The following is a 25,062-nucleotide window of genomic DNA, read 5'->3' on the forward strand; positions in this document are numbered from 1 at the left end:
CTTGAGAAACAGAATAGAAAGTAAGAAAACACTAATGAACTCAACGTTTATGATATCATCTCCTGACTTTAGCTACGGGAGATGTTTTATTTTAAGAGTGCATAAAAAAAACCTCAGTAGGAGGTCTAGTTATTACTTTTAAAAGCACTTATAACAAGCTCATTTACTGTCGGATGTCATCTAGAGGCTGTATTAAAAGCTAATTATAAAGTGAGGTTATATTTATCGTTTCACCAGAAAATATGAGCTCAATTTCTTTATTTCTTACTTGTGATCGTTCATTTAATCACCGTATTTTTTTCTGTACGCGAGAAACGTTATTAAATATATAACTGAAATCATCGTCAGAAATATTAGCGGCGAAATGCCAATGCCATCATAAGAACTTTTCCCTTGAAAAGTCCGATAAATGGACTCTATAACTTCTAAAATCAGCATACCTATAACTACCACAAATGCGTATGATTGAGCCTTCTTGCTGATAAACTTCTTCCTTTCATCACCTTTTGGAGAAGATGATGAAACAAAAATCAAAATTCCGCAAACTAACAGGATGAATGAATACACAATTTTAACCCAATCCATTCTTACTCCTCCTTGTTAAAAATGTAAAAAGTATTTTACATTATCATTGTATCATCAGTTCCAAAAATGTAAAACTCTTTTTACATTGTTAATTATTTGTATATAAGAACCGCTATAGAAGAGTGGATATCTTTAAATGGATTTTATAACACAAAGTCATGTTATGAAGTGACTTAAATCAACTCCATTGGTAAAATGGAAGTAACAGGAATTTTTGTGTTTCGCCAACTAAAAGTGAGGTGGGTTGTTTGGTTCTTCATAAAAAAACAGTTTCTTTTGTCGCTCTTTTCTTACTGCTGTTAGTAATAAGCTCAAATTACGTGCTGTATCATTCTTCTTTTGGACTTCAGTCTTTGTCTGCTAATCTAACCGGAGTGGTAGTAGGTTCTATTTTAGATTTAAGCCTTGTCGCTCCGCTCTTGTTTTTAGCCTGGCAGCGTAGGTTTAGCGTGAAATATTTTATTGTATTAATGGCCACAGGCCTTATTGCGGCGCGTTTTATCATTCCGAGTGAATACTTGGCTTCTTTTCAGTCGGTTATGTGGCTCGGTGTTGGAATAGAAGGAGTACTCATTTTATTTGAACTTTCACTGCTGTTTATGCTAGTTAAAAACGTACCGCCTATTTTGAGAAGGATCAAATCAAGCTCTTTGCCGCTTTTATTTTCTTTTTCGCGGGCTGTAAACGAAAAGTTCCCCAAACAAACTTTTATACACATCCTTTGTTCAGAAATGCTGATGTTTTACTATGCGTTTGGAACGTGGAAGAAGCAGCCGAGTACTGAAGGGAATACGTTTACTCTGTATAAACGCTCAAGTTTTATTACGTTTCAAATTATGATTATTCATGCGATTGTCATTGAAACATTAGGGCTTCACTGGCTGCTGCACAATACGTCTATCATTCTTTCAGTCGTTTTACTGATCCTTAATATTTATAGCATTGTTTTCTTTTTAGGAGACATTCAAGCATTAAGGCTTAACCCTTTACGAGTCGATGATGATCATCTATACATTTCATTTGGTTTAGCTAAGCGTATGGAGCTACCATTTAGAGACATTGCTGAGATAGTAGAAGACGCTAACATTCTTGAGCAAAAAATCCCTAACACCACGATTGAATTTATCGCACGCGATTTTGAAACCGTTCATCCTGATCTTTTACTAACATTAAAGTCTCCAATTGAAGCAACGCTTTTTATGGGAATCAAAAAGAAATACCAGCAGGTCGCTATTCGCGTAGATGATCCTCATGCGTTTAAAAAAATAGTTAAAGAGCATTTGGAGAAAGCTCAGAAGGGCTTAATCTAGGATTCTAGAAAGCCAGGACCTTATAGATATATAAGTTCTTTTTGTTGCTGATCAGCTATTGGACATAAATAGTGAAGTGTTAGCTGTATTTTAGTAAAATGGAAGTAATAGGTAACGTGGTGAAGGAGGATAGAATATGGGGATTTTTTCAAAAGGAAAAGAGAGGTATTTAAACTCTGTGGAGTGGCTATCTAAAAACTCAATCCATTTAAGCGAACCGGCTGAATGTACGCCTCAAGAGTTTGAATTTCTCCGTCATATAGTAAAAGATAAGAGAATTGTGTGGTTAGGAGAAAACGGTCACAACATAAGAGAACATAATATGATGAAGTCAAAAATAATAGAATTTCTACATAAAGAAATGAATTTTACCGTACTGACATTTGAAAGCGGCTTAGCCGAATGCTTCAGCGCTAATGAGTTAAAGAAGGAGTTTACAGATGAAGACTTTTTAAAAAACGCGATTTATTCTTTATGGGCAACAAAAGAAAATCTGTCTTTGTTTCAGCTAATGAAAAAATCAGATTTAAGTTTAATAGGAATAGATATTAATCCCTCTTCTAATCCTGACCTTTTCCTAAAATTCGTTCAGCAGCTGAGTTCCGTAGTGTCTGAAGACATGATAGAAAAGATAGAATACATTGAAGCAGGCGTGTATAAATGGTATTACCAGCTAGGGCAATATAAAGCGAGAAGAAAAAAAGTTCCAGCAGAAATGCTACGTGAGTTTGCAGAGTTTAAAGAAAAAGCAAGCGTAGTAATAGGAGATTTAGAAGCTTATCTACTTGAAGAATACGTTTTGCATCTTGAAAATCAAGAGCTTGTATGTAAAGTTAAAATAATTATTCGATGCCTGCAAAACCGTTTGTATTTTATCAATTATATTCACCATAATCACCGGACGTATAAAAAACTAAGAGAAAAACGAATGAAGGAAAATTTAGAATGGATTTGTCAAGAACTGTACCCTAATGAAAAGATTATTATCTGGGCACATAACCTTCATATTTTCAAACAATATAAAACGTTTACAGGCTTTGAACCACTAGGAGCAATCGTTTCTAATGAAATAAAAGAACAGTCTTATTACTTAGGGTTATTTATGTATGAAGGTGAAATACATACGGACACGGGACAGCCATATAAAATAGAGAAGCCGCCTAAAAAAAGTCTAGAGGACTATATGCATCAAGTGCAGTCACCAGCTTTATTTACAGATTTTTCACAGCTTGAAAAAACTTCAGGAACCAAGTGGATATTCACTAAAACTATCTTTTTAGAAAGTGGTACCATGCCAACTTTATTTGTACCGCGTGACCAGCTAGACGGTGCTTTACTTGTTGAGTCTGTTTCTCCGCCCGAGTATCTTAAACGCAATAAAAATAAATAAGAAAACGTAATAAACAAAGAGGGTATGTATATTGAAAATCTACAAATTCAGTAAAGAACATGGCAAAAAAGTAGAAAAATATCAGTCGCATTTAGCCACTTACGTAAAAATGAGTCAAACAAATGAAGCAGCTATCATTGGTTTTATGTATATAGACGGAGAAGGAACGGTAGGGTATCATCAAGCTCCTATCTCTCAGCTATTTATCGTAGTCGAAGGTGAAGGGTGGGTAACAGGAGAGAATCAAAAACGAATACCCATTAAACGTGGAGAAGCAGCACTGTGGGAAAAAGGAGAGTGGCATACGTCGGGAAGTGAAACCGGTATGACGGCCATTGTCATTCAATCGGAGGAGCTACATCCTGAAACATTTATGGAAAGAAAAAAGCACGCTTAGATAAGTTGTCTAGGCGTGCCACTTTTCTATAGGACTTTAAATTTTTTAAGGGCAAACTCAATCCCGTCTTCACCCGATTCCTTCGTGACAAAATCAGCGGCGTTTTTTAACTTATCAGATCCGTTGCCCATCGCAATTCCAAGGCCGGCTAATTCTATCATATCGATGTCATTTTCTCCGTCTCCGAATGCGATAGCCTCGGATTGATCGATGTTAAAATAGTCTAAGACCTTCAGGATAGCTACCGATTTTGTAATTTCTTCTTGAAGAACACTTACGGTAAAAGGGTGCCATCTTTTAAATAGTAACTGAGGAAATCGCTGCGTATACTGCTCAACGGTTTTATCATCACCATACAGACACATTAAATAAATATCTTCGTCATAAATACGCTCATTAATTTGAGGATATTCACTGAGCGATAATGTTTCCTTCAGGGCTTTTAAGATGTTATCATCTTTGACACCGTTCATGCTGAGCTCTTTTGTGTAAAATGAAAGTCCGTGCTTTTCTGATGCCGCGTATTCAAAGACTTCGCGCGCGACGTGCTTATCCATGGACAGCTTATGAATGACTTCTTCATTATGTACAGTAAACGCTCCGTTTGCTGTAATGAGGGTATCTATACCTAATTCTTTAACTTCTTCACACAGAGATAAAGGCCTTCCGGTAGCGGCTACGATTTTTAATCCTTTGTGCTTTAAACTTTTTATAATCTCTCGAGTTTTGGTGGAAATAATCCCGTTTTCGTGATGAGTAAGAGTTCCGTCCACGTCAAAGAATAAAATTTTATAGTTCATAGTAATCTCCTTGCTTAAACAGCTCTATCTTTTTTTACATTTACAAGTAATAGCGCACAGATTAAAATAGCACCCACGTATAAAAACGTAGAAACAACCGGTTTATGTAAAAAAGCAGTATGATTGTATGAAGAGTCATACAAATAAAGAACGGCTAAAAATAGAAAAGGCAGTAGTTTCTTCATGTTGTCACCTCCTGGTTTTATTATACATATTTTTCTTGTATTTGTATGTAATCTTAATAAGAGTGATAGAATAATAGTATTTTACATAAGCAAAGAGAAAGCGAAGTGACCAATATGACGATACATCATTATATAGGTTCTCCTTATGAATTGCCTACAGGAAGCTTTGGCACAAAAGAAACGCCGGTGCCTTTATCCGAAGTTTCTCCTTTTAATCAAAATCAAAAGAAAGATAAGCTAATTACAATCTACGAGAAAGAAGAAGATGCGTACGGTATTAGTATCAATCACTTAACCGACGGGTACAGTGACATAGAGCACGCATTCACCTTGCCATATATCTACGAAGTATCTTGTGATGCACATTCTAAATCAATAAGAGAGTTGTTTACTTATATTGAAGAACACCTGATAGAGGGCTGTCACATTGAATTATATTCTTGCTTGGACGGTGATGAAGCGGAAGAAAAAGATTCAAGTCTAGATACGTGTATTAACTTAAAAACGCTTTATTTTGGAAAGCATTATAAATTAGATAAAAAGAAGTACATCTATGAATTAGGAGAAATGTTTACATTTGAAGATAAACAATTTGTAGTGGTGGTGAAGTGAGTTGGTTAGCCTGTAACTTCTGGGTAAGAATTACAGGCTAACCAGTTTAAGCAGACTAATATTTATAAAAAAGGCTTGATATATGGAAGGCTTAAACCGACGTAAATAACAAATGACATAAGCAAGTAGCAGCCGATAACACTTCTTCTAACTGGTTTAGAAGCTTTTTTTAGCCAGCCCCAATGCTTATCATCATGGTCAAAGATGAAGTAATCCAAAATGACGGATAACGTGATAATAGCAGCAATCATTAATAGGCCCATATGTATCCTCGCTTTCAGTTTATGAAGTAATTTCCTATTTATAACAATATACCTTGTTATCCAATTAATTACAAATAGATAAAAGTACTATGAATGGTTTATTGTAACTACTATATTATGGTAAAATTCACAGAGTATAGCATTATAGTATGATGATTTTTTTAAGAAAGATGTGAAGAAGTTGGACGTAGTAAAAGAAGTAAAGCTATTAAAATATCAAATGAGTTTGATGAAACATATGATTAACGCTGAGGAACATCCTTTTTTTATGTTTGCGATTGATCATGAGTTTGAAGAAAATCAAGTTCAGGCATTTTTAAAAATACTAGGTGTGTTTAGCTGCCGAATAAAAGGTGAAGATATTTCCGTCTGGTATCAAGATGATCAGCTGTTTTCTCCATTTAACCTTGCGTTAGATAAACTATATGTGTCAGAACAACCAACTGTAGAAGAATTAAAATCGGTTGTTGCTAAGATCTTTTATCAGGAATTTGAATTAGAGTATTTATTGTGCAGTTTAAAGAAGCAGTTTATTCAAACTGCAGTTTGCGATTTTTTCTTGCAGTGTTTAAAGCCAGGTTCGAAATAAATGATTTAAGAATGTGGTTAAACGTGAAAGTTTCAAAAGTAGGGGAGGTTAGTTGAAGTGGCACGAGTTATCAATTTTTGGTCATTTATCTTGACACTACTGTGTGTTGCGTTCTTTTTCATCGCATTTTATCATTCATTATTATTGAATATAAATTTATGTTTAGCAATTATTCTATTTTTCATCGGCATCGCAGGTTTCTTCGGCATAAACAATTGGATATCGGCTCTGAGAAGTATTCTAACAGTGGTAATTAGCGGTGTATTAATCCTCGTTACGGGGTTTATTCTCTTTACCGGCTACCTTTTCTCGTAGCACGTATATAAGAAGTACAACGATGAAATTATGAATCGATATGGACAAAAACTCTTGCAGTTTACTTACTCGTACGCAAATGGAGTAGCCGTTGCAGAGGATTTTTAATGATAAATTTTCTTAATAGCATATAAAAAGAACAAACAGCAGCTGCCGTTTGTTCTTTGTGATGTTTATTCTAGTATTATATTTACATGAACTCAATTTAAATACATTGATCTATTAAAAAAAGAGAGCTAGTGCGCCTCTAATTAGTTATTTAGTGTTTTCACTAATTGAATAGCTTCAAATTCAATCTCTTCGTTTTTCTTTTCAATTGCTCCGCCAATCATAAACACATCAATGAAAGCCCAGATTCCGAATCCACCAAGCGTTAAAGTCATTGCAATTGCCATTCCAATGTTTCCTGAATAGTAACGGTGTCCGCCCAGGCCACCTAGAAAGAACCATAAAGCATAAGCAATTCCTTTTGATTTACTTTTTTTATTCATTTCTGATTGAACCATTGCTAGTTGCTCGGCTGTTAAGTCTTTCTTTGCTAATAAGTTATTCAAATTTTACTTCCCCCGAATATTTTTATATGTTTTTTCAACGAGTAATAATATACCACATATAGGTAACTAAAGACTCACTCAATTTCCATATGGTGTATTATGCTCTTCTAATGTAACAATTTGTTCCTATACAAACGCTTTCTTACTATTAAATAGTTTCCGTGTACTTCGTTGTATAAAGGAACAAAAGTTAATGGGGGAAACAGCTGAAAGTTAAGTTATATTCTAAATAGTAAACTAAGTCAATTATCCAAGTCTTTTCTGATAGATGCTATAGACAAATGAATGAACTGCTTTTAGTAACACCCTTAAAAGTTGGTTGGAGAAGTAGTCTACAAGTACATATAAAGTTACTAATACATGTACGGACTTAAACGTTTCTCTTTTTATAAATACTTCTCTATTGAGCAGGCTACAGGAATAAATATTCAGACTAGTAAGCCCGCTCAAAATTACCTTTCGTCCTTCGGTGTAGCTGCTCTGTTTCTCGTATATCTTTTCAATAATCTTATACGTAACTCCAGTTAAAACGGACAGGGTTAGCACCTTTCCTATAAGGTTAAGACCATAGTTATATTTTAACGTATAGAAGAGGGCTAAATCGTTAGCCCTCTTTTAAGTAAGCTTGTTAAGTGACCAGCTGTTTTATAACTCAGTTATTTACATTCAAAAGAATAGTCATTGGTAATTGGATTATGTATTTCTACCATGGCTTCTCCGCCGTTATCATAACATCTTGAGGTCAAAGTTTTTATCTCTGTACTATTAAAATAGCTAGAACAGTTAATCAACACAGAGATTACTAGCAGTAAAGTAAGTAGAACAATTATGATTTCTTTTATTTTGGATTCAACGATGGGTTTAATTTTTTATTCTCCTTTGCAATTTACATTAAAAGCTATAGGTGTAGTAACAATAAATCATAATAAATGTTTAGCTTTCAAGAGCTTGATCTTCGGATAGTGGAAAATCAAGCTTTTATTCTTTTATATAGAAATTCCAATAATCCTGTCTAAATCACGATTTTCTTACATTTTTTAATTTACCTGTTTTATTCATAGCCCACCGTCGTTCCCGCAAACATAAACGTAATAATCCCTAATACAAAGAACAGCTGAGAAATCACGCCGACTATACTGCAAATCAGCCCGGCAATTGCGAGTCCTTTACCGCCTTGATTGGAAGCAGCTATTTCGTTTGATGCTTTTTTGTAGAAGATAATGCCAATAATACCTGTAATAAACCCGATGATTGGAATAAAAATGGATAGGATACCTAGAGTTAGAGAAACAATAGAGTGGGTGTTTACTTGAGGTTTTGTATTAGTTTCCAATAGATTCACTCCCTATAAATGATATTTTTGATTATACCATAAAAAGGAATAATATCCTTTTTGCTAATAAAAGTAGAAATTTTTAGAATTATATGTGCCCCGGTATATTGTCTATACGTCATTTCATCAACCGTATAATGACAGCTACAAAAAGAAACTTATTTTTTGACTCCTATAAGGAAATCGATTTTGCGGGCTACCTTAGATTAAATCTGCTTCATAAAACATTTAACCTAAATTAAGGAAAATATGATACAATAATCCACAAGGATGTGAAAAAATGGAATTTTTTATACCGGATGCTTTTCTGTATTTATCATTTGCGATTATGACGGCATTCTTTGTGCATGCTGCTATTAAATTAGCTACATTTCAAACAATACATAAGCATGTTTGTCTGCAGCAAAAGGACATGTATCTTATACAAAACGTGAATCTTTTACGCGCTCAGGATCTCATATGCTGCGTGTATTACAAATTTAAATTTGTATATTCTGTTCACAGACAAGAAGCAATAGGTGAACAAGATGATGAAGGTCCTCATTCGCCAGTATTTTTTTTCGTTTAACTAAAAAAATACTGGAGGAATACAAATGTTAAAACATAAAAACAAGCTTTTCTTTATTTTTGTTTCCATTTTTCTACTTGCCGGCTGTGATTCATCAAACGTGATTCAAAGTTCGCACACTCACTTTTTTGATCACTATTTTATTTATCCTTTTTCACTGCTCATTTTGTTTATAGGAAATACGTGGCTTCATCAAAGTATTGGTTTTTCAATTATGCTTGTGACGGTTGGCGTACGTATGCTGCTGGCGCCTTTAAACATTCTTCAATATAAAAATCAGCTGAGCAATAAACGCATACAGCCTCAGCTTCAAGAGCTAAAAGAGAAGTACAAAGATAAAGATCCTGAGAGTCAGCAGCAATATCAGCGTGAAATGATGAAACTGCTTAAAGAAAATGGAGCCAATCCTCTTATGGGATGCCTTCCTTTACTTGTTCAGCTTCCTGTCTTTTCAATCGTGTACTACGCGATTAGACGAATAGATGAAATTAGCGCATCATCTTTTTTGTGGCTTGACTTAGGACATGCAGATCCGTATTTTATTCTTCCAATCGCGGCGGCAGTTGCTACGTACTTACAGTCAAAAGTTATGCAAAGTGATGTAGAAGGAATGAATCAATCGCACGTGGTGTTATCTCGAATTCTTTCGCCCCTCATGGTGCTTTCATTTGGAATATTTTCACCGTCCGGTCTCGTTTTATACTGGATGACGGGAAGTTTGTTTATGATTTTTCAGTCTCTTGTATTAAAGAAGTTTTTTCAAGAAAAGGCAGTGTTTGAAGTGGAATAAAGAAACTAAGAGGTTGCTCCGTTGGGATTAGCCTTTTAATGAAAGGAGGGGGTACAGTGAAGAAATACATCATTTCATTCGGCGTAACATTTGGCACGATAGCACTTTTGTTTTTTATCGGAAACACATTTCATATTTCGTTACTGTCAGTTCAGTGGATTTATGTAAATGAACCGGAAAATTTTCAAATGGAAGCAAAAGGCGGTTTAATACCGGTAGCCCTTGGACTTATTCTTGGTTTTATAACCGACTGCGTATTAAGTGAAAAAGAAAAAAAGCAGGGTCATCAATTATAGTGAAGAAAAAAGGATCTTATATAGCAGATCCTTTTTTTTATTTGTGCTTTCAATAAGTGAATATAATAGTACAGGCAGATGTTGTCATACATATTACGGTCATCAAAAACAAACGAAGGGGCAGCAAACCTTTATGTTATCATCGACTTTTTATAGTTTACTAGCTATAATTGGTATTAAATAGTCATTTTTGTAAATAAAAGGTGATTTCGTGTGCCGTCAAAATGGCTAAATCAGTTACTTTCTATGATTACACCTAACTACTAATAGAGAAAGTGAAGTGAGCAAATGACAAATCTTTTAGAAGTTAGAAACATGGCAAAATCGTTTGGCCAAAATGAGGTTTTAAAAGATGTTTCATTTCATGTACCTCCTGGATCGATTGTGGGATTTATTGGTGATAACGGAGCAGGGAAATCTACGACGTTTAAAGCAGTACTAGGATTAATTTCGAGAGATAGCGGAACTGTAGAAATATTTGGTGAAGACAATTTGAATACAGATGCCGCGATTAAAGAAGATATTGGCGTCGTGTTTGATGCGATTAATCTGCCGGTTTCTTTAACGATAAAACAGTTAAACAACGTTTTTAAGAAACTATTTAATTCTTGGGAAGAAGCTGATTTTTACCGGTTGATTCATTCTTTTTCACTGCCGGAAGATAAAAAAATACATACGTTTTCACGCGGCATGTCGATGAAATTATCTCTAGCGGTAGCGCTGTCTCATCGTGCTAAATTATTGCTGTTAGATGAAGCGACAGGAGGATTGGATCCTTCGTCTAGAGAGCAAATACTAGATGAATTAAAAGCATTTGTCAGCGATGGAAACAGCGGAATATTGCTTTCGTCTCACATTATGAGCGATGTCGAAAAAATAGCGAGCCACCTTGTTGTGATTAAAAACGGTGAGGTTTTATTAAATGAAGAAAAAGAGAAAGTTTTTCAGGAGTATGCAATTGCCGTTATGAATGAAGAACAGCTGAACTTACTTCCAGAAGATGTAATAGTGGCAAAAAGAACGTATGATACGTCTATCCGCGTATTAGTATCAGATAAGCATCAGCTGCCAAATGAAACTATAACTGAACCGATGTCTATGGAAGAACTAAGTGTGCTTTTAACGAGGAGTGAAACGTAAATGAGAGGTCTATTGTTAACGAACTACTACCTCATTCACCGAAGCTTTTTGACGTACACAGGGCTTGCGATAGTTATTTCTGCGGTCATCTTTTATTTTGCGGATCCTTCATTTTACCGTATTATAGCGATGTTAATTATTTTATTAATGGCAATGCCAGCGCTTGAAGTGATCAAATTAGAAAGTAAGACCGGCTATGACAAATACGTGCTTACTCTTCCGATTAGTCGAAAAAATGTGGTGCAGAGTCACTATGTTTTTTATTTTTTAATTGTCGTCAGCGGAACCATCTTATCCTATGGTGTTTTTTCAATGTATTCGCTTATTTCCCAGAGTGCAGTAGAGGATATAATAAATATCGTTTCGTTTGGTACATTTATCGTACTTTTTGCTGGTGCAATTGCTTATCCGCTTCTTTACCTATTCGGAGCAGAGAAATCTGACGGAATAGTACTTGGAGGGGGCATGGGAGGCCTTTTCGTTGCGATTGCTTTACAGGGAGCTGTTGGCTATTTCGTCGAGATATTAGCGGCATCAAGCTTACCGGTTGCTTCTTCTTTGTATGTTCCTATCTTATATACTCTTTTTGGGATGGTAATGTATATTGCTTCTTACTTTATTGCGCTGTCTATCTACCGGAAGAGAGAATTTTAGTATGAATTGATTTTGAAGTAAAGACTACGAAACGTTCTTTAAGGCTATTTATCAACAAATAATTCAAACAAAAAAACAGCTAGAACATTTGATAAACTAAGTAAACAAGATCTCAAAAATATAACGGATATGATTGGTGATCAAGCTTAAGTGATAAGCACTTTTACAAAAGTTAATTGTGTCCTTTATGCACATGTATTATAGTAAAAGATGCAGTTTTAAAATGAGAAAGGGGATTATATGGGGAATTTGTTTAAACAGGCTTCAAACGTATCAAAAAACGCTTTTATTGCTACACTGATTTTGTATATCATTATTGCAGCATCTTTTATTCCGTCAATTGTATTTGCGGGAGCTTTCTTTGCTATAGTAATTAAAATAGCAGCAGCACTTTTAATCTTAGTAACAATCTTTGGAATGATTTATTCGCTCTTCATTAAAGGCGGTCAAAAATTTCTTTTTTTCCTGTTACATGCCGCTTCTTTATTTATTGTTTTGTTTAGTATCTCTGCTTTTATGCTCGCTAAAAGCGCTGAATTGACATAGTGAAGAGAAATTACATATGCACAAAAGCAGGAGAAATCCTGCTTTTTTTATTTTCGTATGATTTCAAGAGGACTCGTAAGTTCTGGAGAGGCACTGTTGACTATTTGGCTAAACTTGTTTAAGAAGAATATAAGAAGGAAAAGGAAGGAAAAGAAGATGTGATAATTTGGAAATGATCATAACCTTGGAAGCTGGGGGTTTTTCTAACTTTATCCTGTTATAAAAGAGGAGAGATTAATACAATGAAATGGTACAAACATGCGCTCATTCCTTTCGCCATAGGATTTTTAAGTTTTGTATGTTTTATGATTTATAGTAAAGCAGTAGAAAATACGAGTTTTCAGCTGAACCAGGCGCTGTTTATTTCAATTGGTATATGCATTGGTACAGTCCCAGTCTCATTTTTTGTAGAGCATCAAAAGAACAAAGAAAATAAAAAGTTTCATAGCTAAGTTGTTTACGGAATGGCCCCTAGTTCTTTATTTTGTTGGAAAAGGTGGCGTATTTTATATCTGTCTAGTCCTCATGAACTAACCTATTGATATGTTAGTATTAGATGAAACAACTTTTTTAGGTGTTAAAGTCTGTAATCTATGAAATTCATGTAACTAAGCATCCCATGGATTCGAATGTAATTAAATCAACGGGGATAGTCCTGGAGTTCACTCGTTAATTCTTCTACACTGTCAAATTATGTGGATGGAACTCTGCACAAATCTCGGCTGAATCCTATTAAAGAGCTGAAAAGCCACTAATTACTATCAGTGGCCTAGAGAAATCCTTATTATCGCTGTTCTGATTCAACCAAAATTTTAACTTGGTTTTTTTCCTTAATCAGGCTTTCGAATCCTTCTTCAATTACATCGTCTAGAGCTATCTTTTTCGTTACTAACTTTTCGGCTGAGAAGTATCCTTTTTGCATAAGAGATAATACCGCTGGGAACACGTTACGATAGCCAATGATTCCTTTAACAGTTCGTTCTTTAATTACAATATCATTTGGTAGAATTTCTGCTCCTTTTTCCCATATGCTAACGATAATAGTTTCTCCACCAATTCCTGTAGATTGGATTGCTTGACGTAATACAATAGGTACGCCTGTTACTTCAAAAGATACATCTACGCCACCGTCAGTTAATCTACCAATTTCAGCTACCGTATCTTCAACTTCAGCAGGATTGATGATGATTGCTCCTAATTCTTCTGCTTTCGCTTGTCTTTCTGGAGATAATTCAACTGCATAAATATCGGTTGCACCTGCTGCTTTCAACGCTTCAATGACAAGAAGTCCAATGGGGCCACATCCAAATACAGCAACTTTGTCTCCTGCTTTCACTTTACTTGAACGTATTGCATAAAGAGCTACTGCCGCTGGTTCTACTAGAGCACCTTGTTCATAAGATAAATCATCTGGAAGTTTGAATAAAAGTTCTTCGTCTACAGCAACATATTCACTAAGACCTCCACCGCCTCCGGCTAAACCTAAGAATCCCATTTGTTCATCTAGGTTATAAGCACCTTGGTGTCCATGTGTAGCAAAGATTGGCTCAACTACCACACGATCACCCACTTTATAACGAGTTACACCTTCTCCAATCTCTACTACTTCACCTGAGAATTCATGTCCAAGCGTCACTGGAGCAACCTCATTAGTGAGAGGGTGCGGTCTATCAACTGGAATAAAGATGGGACCGCCTAAGTATTCATGCAAATCACTACCGCAAATTCCACACCATTTAACTTTCATTTTTACCTGACCAGCCTGTACAACCGGTTCATTTATTTCTTCAAGACGAATATCTTTTTGATTATGCCATCTTAGCGCCTTCATATACTACATCTCCTTGTGTCATTTCTTTTACTATACCTATAAGTACTATACCTATAAGTATACAATCAGATATCCTTATGGTAAATTTAGTTAATATTAACGATTGTTAAGTAATACTTAACTAAAAGAAAAAGAGGGCATTATGAATATTGAACAGTTAAAACATATGGTGGAAATAGATAAAACGGGTTCACTAAAAGAAGCAGCTAATAATCTGCATATTACGTTACCTGCACTAAGCCAATCTATAAAAAATTTAGAGAAAGAACTAAATATAATGATTTTTCATCGTTCTAGAAGAGGATCTATTCCAACTGAAGAAGGTCATAGGTTAATTGAAAAGGCCAATTCTGCTTTATTGAAAATTCAAGAATTTATGGATGAAGCAGAAGCGTATACAAATACAATGAATGGTGAAATAAAGATTGCAACCTACCCAGGACCAATGGAGATTCTCGTTCACTTAATAACAGAAATTAAAAGAGAATATCCGAACATAAAGGCTTCTGTCTATGAAAATAGCACCGAGTATATTATAGATAAAGTTCTAGAGGGGGAGGTAGATGTAGGTTTTATTACTTATACAGAAAAAGAAGAAACAAAGTATCGGAACTTGGTATTTAAAAAGTTATTAGATGGCCATATGGTAGCTGCAGTAAATAAGAAGTCGCCATTAGCCAAACAAACACTCATTACTGAAGAGATGTTGCTCAACCAGCCAATTGTTTTATATAACGATAAATATATTCAGGAATTTATGAAAGGTTTTAGTTCATTACCATTTGATATCTTGTTTACTACCAATAATGTAGATACAATTCGTAATACATTGGAAAATAATACGGCAATAAATATAGGATTTGACTACGCATTTAAAACAGATGCCGGCTTATCTAGAAGTGATCAATATGTAGTCGTTAACTTTGCTCCTCCGCATTACAAAACTTATTCTTTTGGCTACTTTTATAACGCTAATAATGGTCTTTCTAGAATAATAAGAGAATTCTTAAAGCGGATTCATAGAACTATAGTAAATAACGAATTATAAAGAATGAAGGTTAAAAAAGAATTATTTCAGAGAGAGGGAAATATGTGAAACGTCATTTAACCTTAATTTTATCGTTATGTAGTAGTTTACTTGTTTTTTTATTGTCACTGTTTCAATGGGATTTAGATGATCGGATAGGGAAATACGTAAGTCCGTATATATGGTTATTCTTTGTCATTCCTTTCTTTTTACTACTAACGCTGTGGACAGGAATTTATCTGTTTAGCAGTAGAAAGTGGCTGCCTTTAGTCATTCAAGTGATAACCGTTGTGCTGTGGTTCTTCATTCCGTTTGAGCAGCTTAATTTAGACATAAACTTTAAACTCCATCAGCAGAAGAGAGAAGAAGTGGCTGCTAAAATACAAAAAGGTATCCTGAAACCGGATGAAGCCAACTACCCATCGTTCAATTTTTTACCCAATGAACCCGACCTCTCATCACTAGTTAATTTACCGAAAGAGTATGCGAGCGTATCTAGAGGTCGAGATGAGGTCGCAGTAGAAACCAAAGGAAAGGCAACCTCCGTACTTTTCTTTACAAATCTTGGGCTCTTCGGCCATTTCTCAGGTTTTGTGTATGACCCACACAACCGTAAACCTTCATCAGGCGATTTTGGTCTGAAGTTTGATGAAATAGAAAAGATCCACAAGAACTGGTATTATATATCTTTTTAGGATTCCGATAACGTGTTTTATAGTAACTATGATATGTCAACACTAAACGAGACAACTTTTTTAAAGTGTTCAAGTTTGTGATCAATACGACTTATGCAACCAAGCGCCCTATGGATTCGAATATAGTTAAACCAATGGAGGTAGCGCTGTCGTCTATTCGACCTTAAAAATTCTCCCCAACTAAGTACAGTCTAGCCACATCGACTCTATAGCTACTATAGGGTCTAACTGTCTTGGCTGATATATAGAAATATAGGTTTTACCTAATTTCATCTAAAAAAATAACTAAAAGAATAAATAACGCAAATTTTTAAGAAAATTTTAATAACTCGCTAAGAAACTTCTAATTTCCTCTTTATTTTTTTGTAAGTTGTCTCCTTTAAAATAAAAGTAATCGAGTAGCCCACCTTATTTTGAATGGTTGAAAGCTCAATAAGGTTGTATGACGAAAATACGAATGGGTAACCTCACTACTTAAAATGGAGGCTGATGTACACTTATGAATCTAGAGGTTTTTCGAAATTACTCCTTGCAGCATTTGAAGAAAGATATACTATCGGGTATTGTTGTTGGCATTATAGCTATACCTTTAGGGTTAGGATTTGCGATAGCTTCTGGAATATCGCCTGTTACAGGACTTTATACAACGATTGTAGCGGGCTTGCTAATTGCTATTTTAGGTGGATGTAGGTTTCAAATCGCGGGACCTACCGGTGCATTTGTTCCTGTTTTATTAGGGATTGTGTTGCAATATGGCTATGAAAACTTATTAATTGCCGGCTTTATGTCTGGAATTCTCCTCATTATCTTTGCGCTATGTAAAGTAGGAGCTTTAATCAAGTATTTTCCGCCCTCTATTATTATAGGATTTCAGTCGGGAATTGCGCTGATTATCTTTAGCGGGCAGATACCAAACTTCCTTGGGCTGCACGCGATTGACAAATTTCAGTTTTTTCATTTGAATATAAAAGAGATCTTTGGTAATTTACACTTCATCAGCATCTATAGTATCGCTACAGCAGGATTGTGCTTAGCTACGATTTTAATTGTTCTTTACTTTTCGCCTAAGTCGCTGGGAATGTCTTATTTACTTGGAATTATTGTATCAACGGGCTTGGCATCTTTTTTCTTTTCCAATCAGTTTGAAACCATTGGTTCCATTTACGGAGAGATACCTCGTCATTTCCCGGCGCCAGCGTTTCCAGATATAACAGTGGAGAGGGTGGTCACTCTTTTACCTTCTGCATTTGTCATTGCTATACTTGTAGGGTTACAATCTTTACTGACAGCTCGCGTTGCAGATGAAATGACAAAATCAAAGCACAGCAGCAAAAAAGAACTGATTGGCCAGGGAATCGTAAACATGGTAACGCCGATGTTTTCAGGTATTCCCGCAGCAGGAGAAATTGCAAGAACGGTTACCAATATTAAAAACGGCGCTTCCTCTCCAATTGCAGGAATCACGCACGCTATCTTTGTGTTGATTGTGCTGCTAGTGCTCGCTCCGTACGCTTCATACGTGGCGCTTGCCAGTCTCGCTCCAGTTTTGATGGTCGTAGCGTGGAATATAAGTAAAAAAGAACAGTTTGCAAAAGTAATAAAAGAAAGATCATTTCATTCGCTGGTTTTACTCACGACTTTTTTGTTAACGGTATTTACAAATTTGACAGTAGGAATAGCCGTTGGATTATGCCTGTGTGGTGTACACTTTATGGTGAAAAAGAGTCAAGAAAAACAAAAGCTATTAAGAAAAACTGGTTAATGTAAGCATATAAAATAATACGCGTAAAAACCCCCGCTGTAGGCTTAGACAGTGGGGGTTTTAGTAGTAATGAAAAAGACTATCTCAATTACTTTCCTTCAAACCAACAGCGGGCGTTATCAAAAAGCATGTGCTGAATCTGCTGTTCGGTTACGCCTTTTCTTTTTAATTCCGGCACGACTTCTTCTAACACAAAGCTCATTGACCATTTTGGAAAACGTTCTTCAATTACGCCTTCTGGAAACCAGTCCATTGTACAGCAGTAGTCTTGTGATAGAAACATGCGGTTTGAGTATCCTTGTTTGGCTAACTCAATGACCGTGTTATTTCTATTTTCAGTTGAACATTCTCTTGTCAAACCGTAGCGGTCCATTCCGATAAAAGCCCCTTGTTTTAAAATATTTGAAATATATTCAAGGTTATCCGTATCTCCCGTATGTCCAATCAGAATTTGATTCGGATTAGCGCCTTCATCCAGTAAGATATCAAGCTGCTTTAAGCCTGTGCCGCTTGCAGGGTGTGAATGGGTCATAATCGGCACGCCCGTTTTTTTATGAGCGCGTGCGACGGCACGCATTACTTTTTCTACATCGGCCGTTACGCCAGGTGCATCTGTAGCGCATTTTAAAAAGCCTGCTTTAATCGACGTGTTTTGAATGCCGACTTCGATATCTCGAACAAACAGATCTGCCATATAGTCAATGCTACGAGTTTGAAAATGGGTAGGGATGTAGTTATACGTATAAATTCCCGTAGCTGCGATGATTTGAGTGTCCGTTTCACGGGCAATTTTTTCAATAAAACGAATATCTCGCCCCTGTTCCATCACCGTAGGATCACAGATGGTTTTGACTCCGAGCTTCTTTGCGCGATTTACTTGTTCGACTGCTTTTGCGATTTCTTTTTTTTCATTATATAAATGAGGAAACTGTGCGTGAACAGATTCAGAACGAACGCGCATATGCTCATGGATTAACGTTAGCCCTAGTTCTGACGCGTTGACTGGGCCTGTTACAGAATTGATAAATGTCATAGTATGATTCCTTTCATAATCTACCTGTAAATCAAACAGTGGATGACCAGGTACATTTTTAATTTAATCTGTTTTATTTTTATATATAGACTACCGTTATAAAAAACACATATTGCATTATACAACATATTTATTGTCTTACACAACAGGCGGTACTTTTACTCCCTATGACAAAAAATCCTTCTTTCCAAGCAGAAAGAAGGACCATTCATATTGATGATTACCCAGCATTTACGCTGTAATTATCACCGTTTAATTTACGAAATTTTAGATAGCTGCCAACTCTCCAAATAACAATATATATAAAGGCTAGCGTCATCGTTAAGACCGCGAAGTCTATCGAATCTAACCCTTTAAAGTACTGGCTCAAAGCCATTCTTATGAAGATAATAGCAATAATCACATATTTAAAATTTTTATTTGGCTTTGAGTAAATGAAGCCGTCTTCTCTTACTTCATAGTCCGTTTGGCTAAGCATAATAAGTCCAAATATAACACCTAATACACCAGCAATCAGCATTTCCCAGTAGGGTGGTAAGTGAAAGGGCTGGCCCGGTATGTGCATCAGCTGACTTAGACTAAGGGAAAATGCAATCAATATGAAAAAAATAGGTGCTAATATACCAAGTCCATTCTTTTTAATGGGCTTATTTTTCTTTTTCATCTTTCTCCAAATAATGAGTCCAATAAGAGCCATAACAAATATATAAATAAGCAGCATTTCCATCGTTATTTTGCCTCCTTTTTTATTTCTACGTTCGTACAATCCACTATTTAGTATAAACAATAAAAGGATGGAGATAAAAGTGCATTCTTTCATTTTTTACACATGAGAATTCTCACTATTTTTTATTACCGGCATTTCAGTTTTTGGTATACGCCTTATTAACTGTTTCTTTCATTTTTACCACAATATGTTAGAATTGTAGGAAACGAGAAAATGTAGTGCAAGCAAATTTTGTTTACACGCTGCTATAGTCATAGAGGTGAATGGGTTGAGGTTAGGAAATCAGTTACAAAAACTAAGAGAAGAACAAAAAATGTCTCAAGAAGAGGTTGCTAAGCAAGTGGGGGTATCTGTACAAAACATACATAAGTGGGAAAATAATCAGAGCTATCCCGAAATTCAGCATCTTTTAAAGTTAGGGGACATCTATGGAACAACCATTGATGAATTTATTAAAAGTGATGTTGCATTACAAAGCAGAATAAATATTCGGGAAGAGGAAAAAGAAGACGACGATGAACTGCTTCACCCAGGTTTTTATATCGGAATAGGCATCATGTTTCTTGGTACTTTTCTTAGCCTGATTATCGGCAATCTTACAATCACGATGGTAACCAACATGGCTGGAATGCTAATTGCTTGTTTTTATAAAGGTATCTTAAAACTTTTGCGAGATATCAAAAAGGACTTTTACGAACAAGGGTAAAAGAACAAGCTGCGTAAGCTATCCTATGAAATAGTAGAAAAATAATGAGGTGTACCAGGTGAAAGAGTTAAATTTAAATTTTATGACCATATCCTTTTTATGTTTAGTAAGCTATTACTTATTTCGAGTGGGAGCATACGCTTTAGCCAGCAGATATATACACAAAACGCCTGAAGGAAGTATTTCCAATTGGGTACTTAGTGTACTTGTTAGAGGCGGTAAAAAAATGGAGTTCAGTGATTATGTCACGTGGGCAGGGTTTTGTGTATTTTTGTACCTTGTGTAGTTACATTAAAAAAGTAAGGAACTACCTTCTTATTTTAAAAGGAAAAAGCGTTGCTTCACATGGCCTTTGAGCTCAAATGATAAAAGGATGAAAACATATAAAATCCTTAAAACGAATAGTATAGGTTATCAATGAAGCCTAAAGCAGAAAGGTGGCGTAGTGATGATCAAGTCAAAGCTTTTGTGGAAAGTTATTGGCCTAGAAATCTTAGTTATCTTTTGGTTTGTGGTAAACGGTGCATACGTGAGCATGACGCATCCTGCTGCACATTATCTTCAGTTTTTAGGAATCGTCCCTTTGGCGATTGCAATAGTATTTTATCTAACAAAAACAAAAAAGTGGCCGCATTTTTTCTCCTTTCAACAAAACATGTCGTTTAGAACGAGAATCCTGTTTCTTTCTCCGCTTCTTTTGTATTTGCTTATTATCCTCATTGGAAACAAAGGTGTACACGGAAGTTCCATTGCTGATCTTGTTCTTATTTTGCTTACCCAAACTCTAGTCATAGCATTTGTAGAAGAGATGGTATTTAGAGGATTTATCCTTAATCTGCTGTTAGCAAAAAGCTATAAAGTGGCGGTTCTTCTATCATCGTTTCTATTTGCCTTTACGCACAGTTTGAATATACTAAGCGGTCAATCGGTAGCAAATACAATTTTTCAAATTTTATTTGCATTTGTTATTGGGTTGGTGCTGGCTTTGCTGATCGTTAACGGTCAATCGATTGGAATTACGATTGCATTCCACGGCTTAAATAATTTTCTCCAGTTTACAAGCCCTGTCGACGCTAACGATTCTTTCCTTGTTAATTACGCGCTGCTTTTATTTTTAAGCGGATATGCCTTTTATTTATGGAATCGAAAATCTACTTTATCAGTTTCTCAACATCAGATTAGTAGCTAATCAAAAGAGACTGCAACAACAGTATTTTAGTTAAAGAAAAATCTGAACGATGAATGGAGATTCTTGATGGAGAATCAAACTCGTTCGGATTTTTTGTTGTTGTGATGAACGTAGGTTTCGTTTATGTGGGTGGGTGCTTCTAGCGGTTGATTGGAGGGCAAGGCGAAGACTCCTGCGGGGAAAGTGGAATAGGTGAGACCCCGCAGGAACGTAAGTGACGAGGAGGCTCACCGGCCGCCCGCGGAAAGCGAAGCCTTGCACGGAAATCAACAGCGGTGTAGCAAGTGACCTATACTAGCTCCTTTCTCCAATTCGTTCGCCTTTAGATTGAATTGCTTTAGTTGTGGTCTCACTCTCTTTTTAGAGTTCCGAAGCAGGTATTAATCTCTCCAAAGCTGAATAACTCTTATGACTAATGTTGCTAAATTTAATTGGTTGAGATCTTATTAAACGCAAAAGGGGAGAAAGATATGTTTGAAGAAAAGGTAGGTATTATTACGGGTGGAACGTCGGGGATTGGTTTAGCAACAGCGGAATTACTCGCAAAAGAGGGCATGCATGTTGTGATCGCTTCTAGAAATAGTGAAAAAGGAGAAGAAGCTCTTTCTAGATTAAGAAAGTGGTCTCCTCGCTCTCTTTTTATCAAAACCGATGTAACGAATAGTCAAGATGTTAAAAACCTTGTTAGCCAAACATACTCTATATTTGGAAAAATTGACGTGGGCTTTAACAATGCGGCTAACACTGAGGCTTCCTCTAGTGCTACACATGAATTCAAAGAAGAGGACTTTGATCATTTAATTAACGTTACGTTAAAAAGTGTATGGCTTTGTATGAAGTATCAGCTGCAGGTAATGACCAAACAAAACAGCGGTATCATTGTGAATACATCGTCAATGGACGCGATTTTATGTTCAGCGGGGACTGGCGTATATGCGGCTGGAAAAAGCGGTGTGATCGCTTTAACGAAATCAGTTGCTCAGGAATATGGCCATCAAAATATAAGAATTAACTCTTTTTGCCCGGGTGCATTTCGTACGCCTATGTTAGAAGAAAGATTTTCAAATCTATCTTCAGGTGAAAAAGCAAAGCTCAATCAATCCTATCAAAAGCTAAACGCGCTAGGCAGAATTGGTGATCCGCTTGAAGCGGCAAAAGCAGTAAAGTGGCTTCTTTCGGATGACGCTTCTTTTGTTACGGGTCAAAACATTATTGTAGATGGTGGAATTGGGTTTAGGTTTGAGTAAGATTAATGAAATAAAAAGGTATTTAAGGGGGTGTTTATGTCTTTTATTCTAACTAATTGTATGGCCATTAGTATCGTATTTACGGTCTTCCTTTTTATAAGTATTGCGTTTAACAAAAGAATAGTTGCCCTTGTTATTTCTTTTGTTACGGTGTTGTTCGGTTTATTTTTACTTCTTTACTCTTTTGCCAAAATAAGCGGATTTGATGCTTTAGACATTCAAATAAAAGGTTTGATGATTATCGGAGAAGGTTTGATCTTACTCGTTATTACAAGTGTATTCATTTCCGTCCAAGAGGCAAAAAAGAAAACTCTCTAAAGTCAGAAATAAAATAGCTGCTAAAGGCGGTGATGAAATGGCAATTGGAGTTGCGTTAACGGTTTTAGTAGTAGGTCTGATGTTTGCAAGCGGACTAAGTCAAGGAAAATCAGCAAAAAGAAAATATATAGTGTGGGGAACAACAACCATATTGATCATAGCTCCATTCTTCTCATGGGTCGTTTCGATTTTGTTTGCGATTAGCCAGGAAGAAGGTTTTGCGGGAGTTGCATTAATGATGTTATTGTTTCCGTTTTTCTTTTTAATAGGACTTGTTACGCTGTTAATAGGAATCTTTAAGAAAGAAAGTATGAATAAATCTGTTTAGGAACAGGGAGAGAACTATCAAAAGTTCATATCCGCAGATGAGGTAATGATGGGGAAATCTAAAAAAGTAATATAAACAAAGTGGAAAGAAGCCTAAAAACCCTACTATAACAGGGGTTTTTAGGCTTTTATTAATATTCAATAAAATGATGGATAAATCATACCTTACAATTCTGATAAAAATAATATAAATTATAATATATATAGGGTAGTATGTTTACAGAATTTAAAGGAGTGTGTATGATGCCGTTTAGTTATGTTTCTCACTTATATTGTCCTAAATGTAAAAAAGAATATAGTCCAAAAGAAAAACATCAATTATGTGAATGTGGCTCACCTTTATTAGTAGCGTATGATTTAGAGAGACTGAAAGACAATCTAAGTCCAGGAGATGTCAAAAGCAGAGAACCGAATCTATGGAGATATCATGAATTGCTTCCAGTAGAAGATCCAGAAAACGTCGTTTCCTTAGGAGAAGGGATGACTCCGCTTATAAAAATGCCTAAGCTAGGTAAAGAAATGGACATTCCAAACTTATATATGAAAGATGAAGGCATTATTCCAACGGGATCATTTAAAGCTAGAGGCGCCGCTGTAGGGGTGTCAAAAGCAAAAGAACTGGGCGTTGAACAGTTAGCGATGCCTACAAATGGGAACGCCGGAGCCGCTTGGTCGCTTTATTCGTCACGCGCTGACATAAAAGCAACTGTTGTGATGCCAAAAGATGCGCCTGTTATTACACGAAATGAGTGTGCTGTCGCTGGCGCCGACCTTTACTTAGTAGATGGACTCATCAGCGATGCGGGTAAAATTGTCGGTGAAGCTATTAAAGCCGGGGGTCTATATGATGCTTCTACGCTTAAAGAGCCGTACCGAATCGAAGGTAAAAAAACAATGGGCCTGGAAATTGCTGAACAGTTTTCTTGGAATCTTCCTGATGTGATTTTATATCCAACAGGAGGAGGGGTTGGTTTAATCGGCATCTATAAAGCGTTAAATGAATTAAAAGAGCTTGGCTGGATTAAAGGTGATCTTCCTCGTTTAGTTGCGGTACAAGCTGAAAACTGTGCGCCTATTGTAAAAGCATGGAATGAAAGAAAACAAGAATCTGAATTTTGGCCGGATTCTTCAACCATTGCCTTTGGTATTAACGTACCAAAAGCAATTGGAGACTTCTTAGTTTTAGAAGCCGTATACAATACAAATGGATGTGCGATTGCGGTGGATGAAGATAAGATTGTGGAGGAACAAAAAAAGGTTGCGCAGCTTGAAGGTTCGTTTATTTGTCCTGAAGGCGCGGCTACATTTCTAGCTGCACGCCGTTTGCGAGAAGAAGGATGGATCAAAGAAAATGAAACGGTTGTGGCTTTAAATACAGGGCTTGGAGTTAAATATCCAAACACGGTAGATATTGAAGTCCCTGTTTTAGAGCAAAATGGCAGCCTTACTAAAAAATAAAGCGAGTAAAAAAATAGATCTTCTTCTAAGCGAAGGTCTATTTTTTTATGTTAACGCAGATAAAACGTTTACCAAATGTAAAAAAATGTAATAAGTGTGAATCTTTATGTTCAAAACTATATGGGTGTATTTAGGTTTAAAGTTCGTCTTATAGGGTATCTAAGAGAAGAAAGAGAGTATCTTTCTATCCGGAAAAACAGCGTGGTGAGGGAGTGGAGCTGGCATATTACGCAAGTTGAAGAATATGCCAAAAGTAGCACTGTAAACCAGCTTGCTTTTACAGTAGAAAACTTACTTGAAGCCACGAACGATTATACGGAGAAAGGAGTTGAATTTTTATCCCTCGACCCCAGCCAACTCTTAAAGTTTTATTCTATGGACCGAATCATCCATTGCTTCACTTGTTAGAACGAGC

31 protein-coding genes are annotated in these 25,062 nt (G+C 36.0%); 22 read left to right on the top strand and 9 right to left on the bottom strand.

Annotation, left to right across the window (positions count from 1 at the left end; all coding sequences use genetic code 11):
- Positions 1–282: 282 nt before the first annotated feature.
- Positions 283–585, bottom strand: coding sequence for a hypothetical protein (locus ACFX4W_RS13685; RefSeq protein ID WP_043981238.1), 303 nt, complete (start codon positions 583–585; stop codon positions 283–285).
- Between the two features lie 239 nt (positions 586–824).
- Here ACFX4W_RS13685 and ACFX4W_RS13690 point away from each other — a divergent pair, with 239 nt between their 5' ends.
- The 3 genes from ACFX4W_RS13690 (at position 825) to ACFX4W_RS13700 (ending at position 3,682) form a co-directional block, all read left to right on the top strand.
- Entirely contained in the window at positions 825–1,895 is a 1,071-nt protein-coding gene (locus tag ACFX4W_RS13690) for a beta-carotene 15,15'-monooxygenase (protein WP_237074329.1), read from the top strand.
- A 136-nt stretch (positions 1,896–2,031) separates the two neighbouring features.
- Positions 2,032–3,285: an erythromycin esterase family protein gene (locus ACFX4W_RS13695; RefSeq protein ID WP_043981242.1), complete on the top strand. Its 1,254-nt coding sequence runs from the start codon at positions 2,032–2,034 to the stop codon at positions 3,283–3,285.
- A gap of 31 nt (positions 3,286–3,316) precedes the next feature.
- Positions 3,317–3,682 carry a cupin domain-containing protein gene (locus tag ACFX4W_RS13700; protein WP_043981244.1) on the top strand — a complete coding sequence of 122 codons (366 nt, stop codon included), beginning with the start codon at positions 3,317–3,319 and terminating at the stop codon, positions 3,680–3,682.
- 26 nt (positions 3,683–3,708) lie between these two features.
- On the opposite strand, the gene ACFX4W_RS13705 is transcribed toward ACFX4W_RS13700, so the two are convergent.
- Positions 3,709–4,482: a Cof-type HAD-IIB family hydrolase gene (locus ACFX4W_RS13705; protein WP_043981246.1), complete on the bottom strand. Its 774-nt coding sequence runs from the start codon at positions 4,480–4,482 to the stop codon at positions 3,709–3,711.
- Between the two features lie 14 nt (positions 4,483–4,496).
- Positions 4,497–4,667, bottom strand: a complete 171-nt coding sequence (locus ACFX4W_RS13710) for a hypothetical protein (protein WP_165574875.1) — start codon at positions 4,665–4,667, stop codon at positions 4,497–4,499.
- 114 nt (positions 4,668–4,781) lie between these two features.
- On the opposite strand from ACFX4W_RS13710, the gene ACFX4W_RS13715 reads away from it, so the two are divergent.
- Positions 4,782–5,279, top strand: coding sequence for a hypothetical protein (locus ACFX4W_RS13715; RefSeq protein ID WP_043981633.1), 498 nt, complete (start codon positions 4,782–4,784; stop codon positions 5,277–5,279).
- A gap of 62 nt (positions 5,280–5,341) precedes the next feature.
- Here the strand turns inward: ACFX4W_RS13715 and ACFX4W_RS13720 are convergent, their stop codons facing one another.
- Positions 5,342–5,542 (bottom strand): hypothetical protein, encoded by a 201-nt coding sequence (locus tag ACFX4W_RS13720; protein ID WP_043981248.1) that lies wholly within the window; start codon positions 5,540–5,542, stop codon positions 5,342–5,344.
- 181 nt (positions 5,543–5,723) lie between these two features.
- Here ACFX4W_RS13720 and ACFX4W_RS13725 point away from each other — a divergent pair, with 181 nt between their 5' ends.
- Complete coding sequence (locus tag ACFX4W_RS13725; protein WP_043981250.1) at positions 5,724–6,131, top strand: DUF1878 family protein; 408 nt, start codon at positions 5,724–5,726, stop codon at positions 6,129–6,131.
- 566 nt (positions 6,132–6,697) lie between these two features.
- On the opposite strand, the gene ACFX4W_RS13730 is transcribed toward ACFX4W_RS13725, so the two are convergent.
- Both ACFX4W_RS13730 and ACFX4W_RS13735 read right to left on the bottom strand, forming a co-directional pair.
- Positions 6,698–7,000: a TM2 domain-containing protein gene (locus ACFX4W_RS13730; protein WP_176526488.1), complete on the bottom strand. Its 303-nt coding sequence runs from the start codon at positions 6,998–7,000 to the stop codon at positions 6,698–6,700.
- 1,051 nt (positions 7,001–8,051) lie between these two features.
- Positions 8,052–8,333: a DUF4190 domain-containing protein gene (locus ACFX4W_RS13735; protein WP_043981252.1), complete on the bottom strand. Its 282-nt coding sequence runs from the start codon at positions 8,331–8,333 to the stop codon at positions 8,052–8,054.
- Positions 8,334–8,613: 280 nt separating this feature from the next.
- Here ACFX4W_RS13735 and ACFX4W_RS13740 point away from each other — a divergent pair, with 280 nt between their 5' ends.
- The 7 genes from ACFX4W_RS13740 (at position 8,614) to ACFX4W_RS13770 (ending at position 12,779) form a co-directional block, all read left to right on the top strand.
- Positions 8,614–8,901, top strand: coding sequence for a hypothetical protein (locus ACFX4W_RS13740; RefSeq protein ID WP_043981254.1), 288 nt, complete (start codon positions 8,614–8,616; stop codon positions 8,899–8,901).
- Between the two features lie 25 nt (positions 8,902–8,926).
- Positions 8,927–9,691 carry a membrane protein insertase YidC gene (gene yidC / locus ACFX4W_RS13745; protein ID WP_043981255.1) on the top strand — a complete coding sequence of 255 codons (765 nt, stop codon included), beginning with the start codon at positions 8,927–8,929 and terminating at the stop codon, positions 9,689–9,691.
- Between the two features lie 56 nt (positions 9,692–9,747).
- Positions 9,748–9,987, top strand: a complete 240-nt coding sequence (locus ACFX4W_RS13750; protein WP_043981257.1) for a hypothetical protein — start codon at positions 9,748–9,750, stop codon at positions 9,985–9,987.
- A 288-nt stretch (positions 9,988–10,275) separates the two neighbouring features.
- Complete coding sequence (locus ACFX4W_RS13755; RefSeq protein WP_237074331.1) at positions 10,276–11,127, top strand: ABC transporter ATP-binding protein; 852 nt, start codon at positions 10,276–10,278, stop codon at positions 11,125–11,127.
- Positions 11,128–11,781, top strand: a complete 654-nt coding sequence (locus ACFX4W_RS13760; protein WP_043981261.1) for an ABC-2 transporter permease — start codon at positions 11,128–11,130, stop codon at positions 11,779–11,781.
- A gap of 240 nt (positions 11,782–12,021) precedes the next feature.
- A complete protein-coding gene (locus ACFX4W_RS13765) occupies positions 12,022–12,327 on the top strand; it encodes a hypothetical protein (protein WP_377559557.1) in 306 nt (101 codons plus the stop codon).
- Between the two features lie 242 nt (positions 12,328–12,569).
- Complete coding sequence (locus ACFX4W_RS13770) at positions 12,570–12,779, top strand: hypothetical protein (protein WP_043981264.1); 210 nt, start codon at positions 12,570–12,572, stop codon at positions 12,777–12,779.
- A gap of 332 nt (positions 12,780–13,111) precedes the next feature.
- Here the strand turns inward: ACFX4W_RS13770 and ACFX4W_RS13775 are convergent, their stop codons facing one another.
- Positions 13,112–14,158 (bottom strand): 2,3-butanediol dehydrogenase, encoded by a 1,047-nt coding sequence (locus tag ACFX4W_RS13775; RefSeq protein WP_377559559.1) that lies wholly within the window; start codon positions 14,156–14,158, stop codon positions 13,112–13,114.
- A gap of 142 nt (positions 14,159–14,300) precedes the next feature.
- Between ACFX4W_RS13775 and ACFX4W_RS13780 the strand changes: the two genes are divergently transcribed.
- The 3 genes from ACFX4W_RS13780 (at position 14,301) to ACFX4W_RS13790 (ending at position 17,642) form a co-directional block, all read left to right on the top strand.
- Complete coding sequence (locus tag ACFX4W_RS13780) at positions 14,301–15,206, top strand: LysR family transcriptional regulator (protein ID WP_028409434.1); 906 nt, start codon at positions 14,301–14,303, stop codon at positions 15,204–15,206.
- Positions 15,207–15,250: 44 nt separating this feature from the next.
- Positions 15,251–15,880, top strand: coding sequence for a hypothetical protein (locus tag ACFX4W_RS13785; RefSeq protein WP_043981265.1), 630 nt, complete (start codon positions 15,251–15,253; stop codon positions 15,878–15,880).
- A gap of 499 nt (positions 15,881–16,379) precedes the next feature.
- Positions 16,380–17,642 carry a SulP family inorganic anion transporter gene (locus ACFX4W_RS13790; protein WP_043981267.1) on the top strand — a complete coding sequence of 421 codons (1,263 nt, stop codon included), beginning with the start codon at positions 16,380–16,382 and terminating at the stop codon, positions 17,640–17,642.
- An 88-nt stretch (positions 17,643–17,730) separates the two neighbouring features.
- Here the strand turns inward: ACFX4W_RS13790 and ACFX4W_RS13795 are convergent, their stop codons facing one another.
- Both ACFX4W_RS13795 and ACFX4W_RS13800 read right to left on the bottom strand, forming a co-directional pair.
- Positions 17,731–18,675 (bottom strand): phosphotriesterase family protein, encoded by a 945-nt coding sequence (locus tag ACFX4W_RS13795; protein ID WP_043981268.1) that lies wholly within the window; start codon positions 18,673–18,675, stop codon positions 17,731–17,733.
- Positions 18,676–18,895: 220 nt separating this feature from the next.
- On the bottom strand, positions 18,896–19,402 hold the full coding sequence (locus tag ACFX4W_RS13800; protein WP_043981270.1) for a CcdC protein domain-containing protein: 507 nt from the start codon (positions 19,400–19,402) through the stop codon (positions 18,896–18,898).
- A gap of 259 nt (positions 19,403–19,661) precedes the next feature.
- Between ACFX4W_RS13800 and ACFX4W_RS13805 the strand changes: the two genes are divergently transcribed.
- From ACFX4W_RS13805 to ACFX4W_RS13835, 7 genes are all read left to right on the top strand, one after another.
- On the top strand, positions 19,662–20,108 hold the full coding sequence (locus ACFX4W_RS13805) for a helix-turn-helix domain-containing protein (RefSeq protein ID WP_277813729.1): 447 nt from the start codon (positions 19,662–19,664) through the stop codon (positions 20,106–20,108).
- 58 nt (positions 20,109–20,166) lie between these two features.
- A complete protein-coding gene (locus ACFX4W_RS13810) occupies positions 20,167–20,394 on the top strand; it encodes a hypothetical protein (RefSeq protein ID WP_043981273.1) in 228 nt (75 codons plus the stop codon).
- Between the two features lie 162 nt (positions 20,395–20,556).
- Entirely contained in the window at positions 20,557–21,297 is a 741-nt protein-coding gene (locus ACFX4W_RS13815; RefSeq protein WP_043981275.1) for a CPBP family intramembrane glutamic endopeptidase, read from the top strand.
- Between the two features lie 470 nt (positions 21,298–21,767).
- Positions 21,768–22,544: an SDR family NAD(P)-dependent oxidoreductase gene (locus tag ACFX4W_RS13820; RefSeq protein WP_377559565.1), complete on the top strand. Its 777-nt coding sequence runs from the start codon at positions 21,768–21,770 to the stop codon at positions 22,542–22,544.
- 36 nt (positions 22,545–22,580) lie between these two features.
- On the top strand, positions 22,581–22,862 hold the full coding sequence (locus tag ACFX4W_RS13825; RefSeq protein ID WP_377559567.1) for a hypothetical protein: 282 nt from the start codon (positions 22,581–22,583) through the stop codon (positions 22,860–22,862).
- 37 nt (positions 22,863–22,899) lie between these two features.
- The gene (locus ACFX4W_RS13830) at positions 22,900–23,190 is read left to right on the top strand and encodes a hypothetical protein (protein WP_162214645.1); all 291 of its coding nucleotides are present in this window, start codon (positions 22,900–22,902) and stop codon (positions 23,188–23,190) included.
- 242 nt (positions 23,191–23,432) lie between these two features.
- Positions 23,433–24,647 (top strand): threonine synthase, encoded by a 1,215-nt coding sequence (locus ACFX4W_RS13835; RefSeq protein ID WP_377559569.1) that lies wholly within the window; start codon positions 23,433–23,435, stop codon positions 24,645–24,647.
- The last annotated feature ends 415 nt before the right edge of the window (positions 24,648–25,062 follow it).

Origin of the sequence: Priestia sp. YIM B13489, from assembly GCF_042787645.1 — a bacterium.
GTDB classification, from domain to species: Bacteria; Bacillota; Bacilli; order Bacillales; family Bacillaceae_H; genus Priestia; species Priestia megaterium.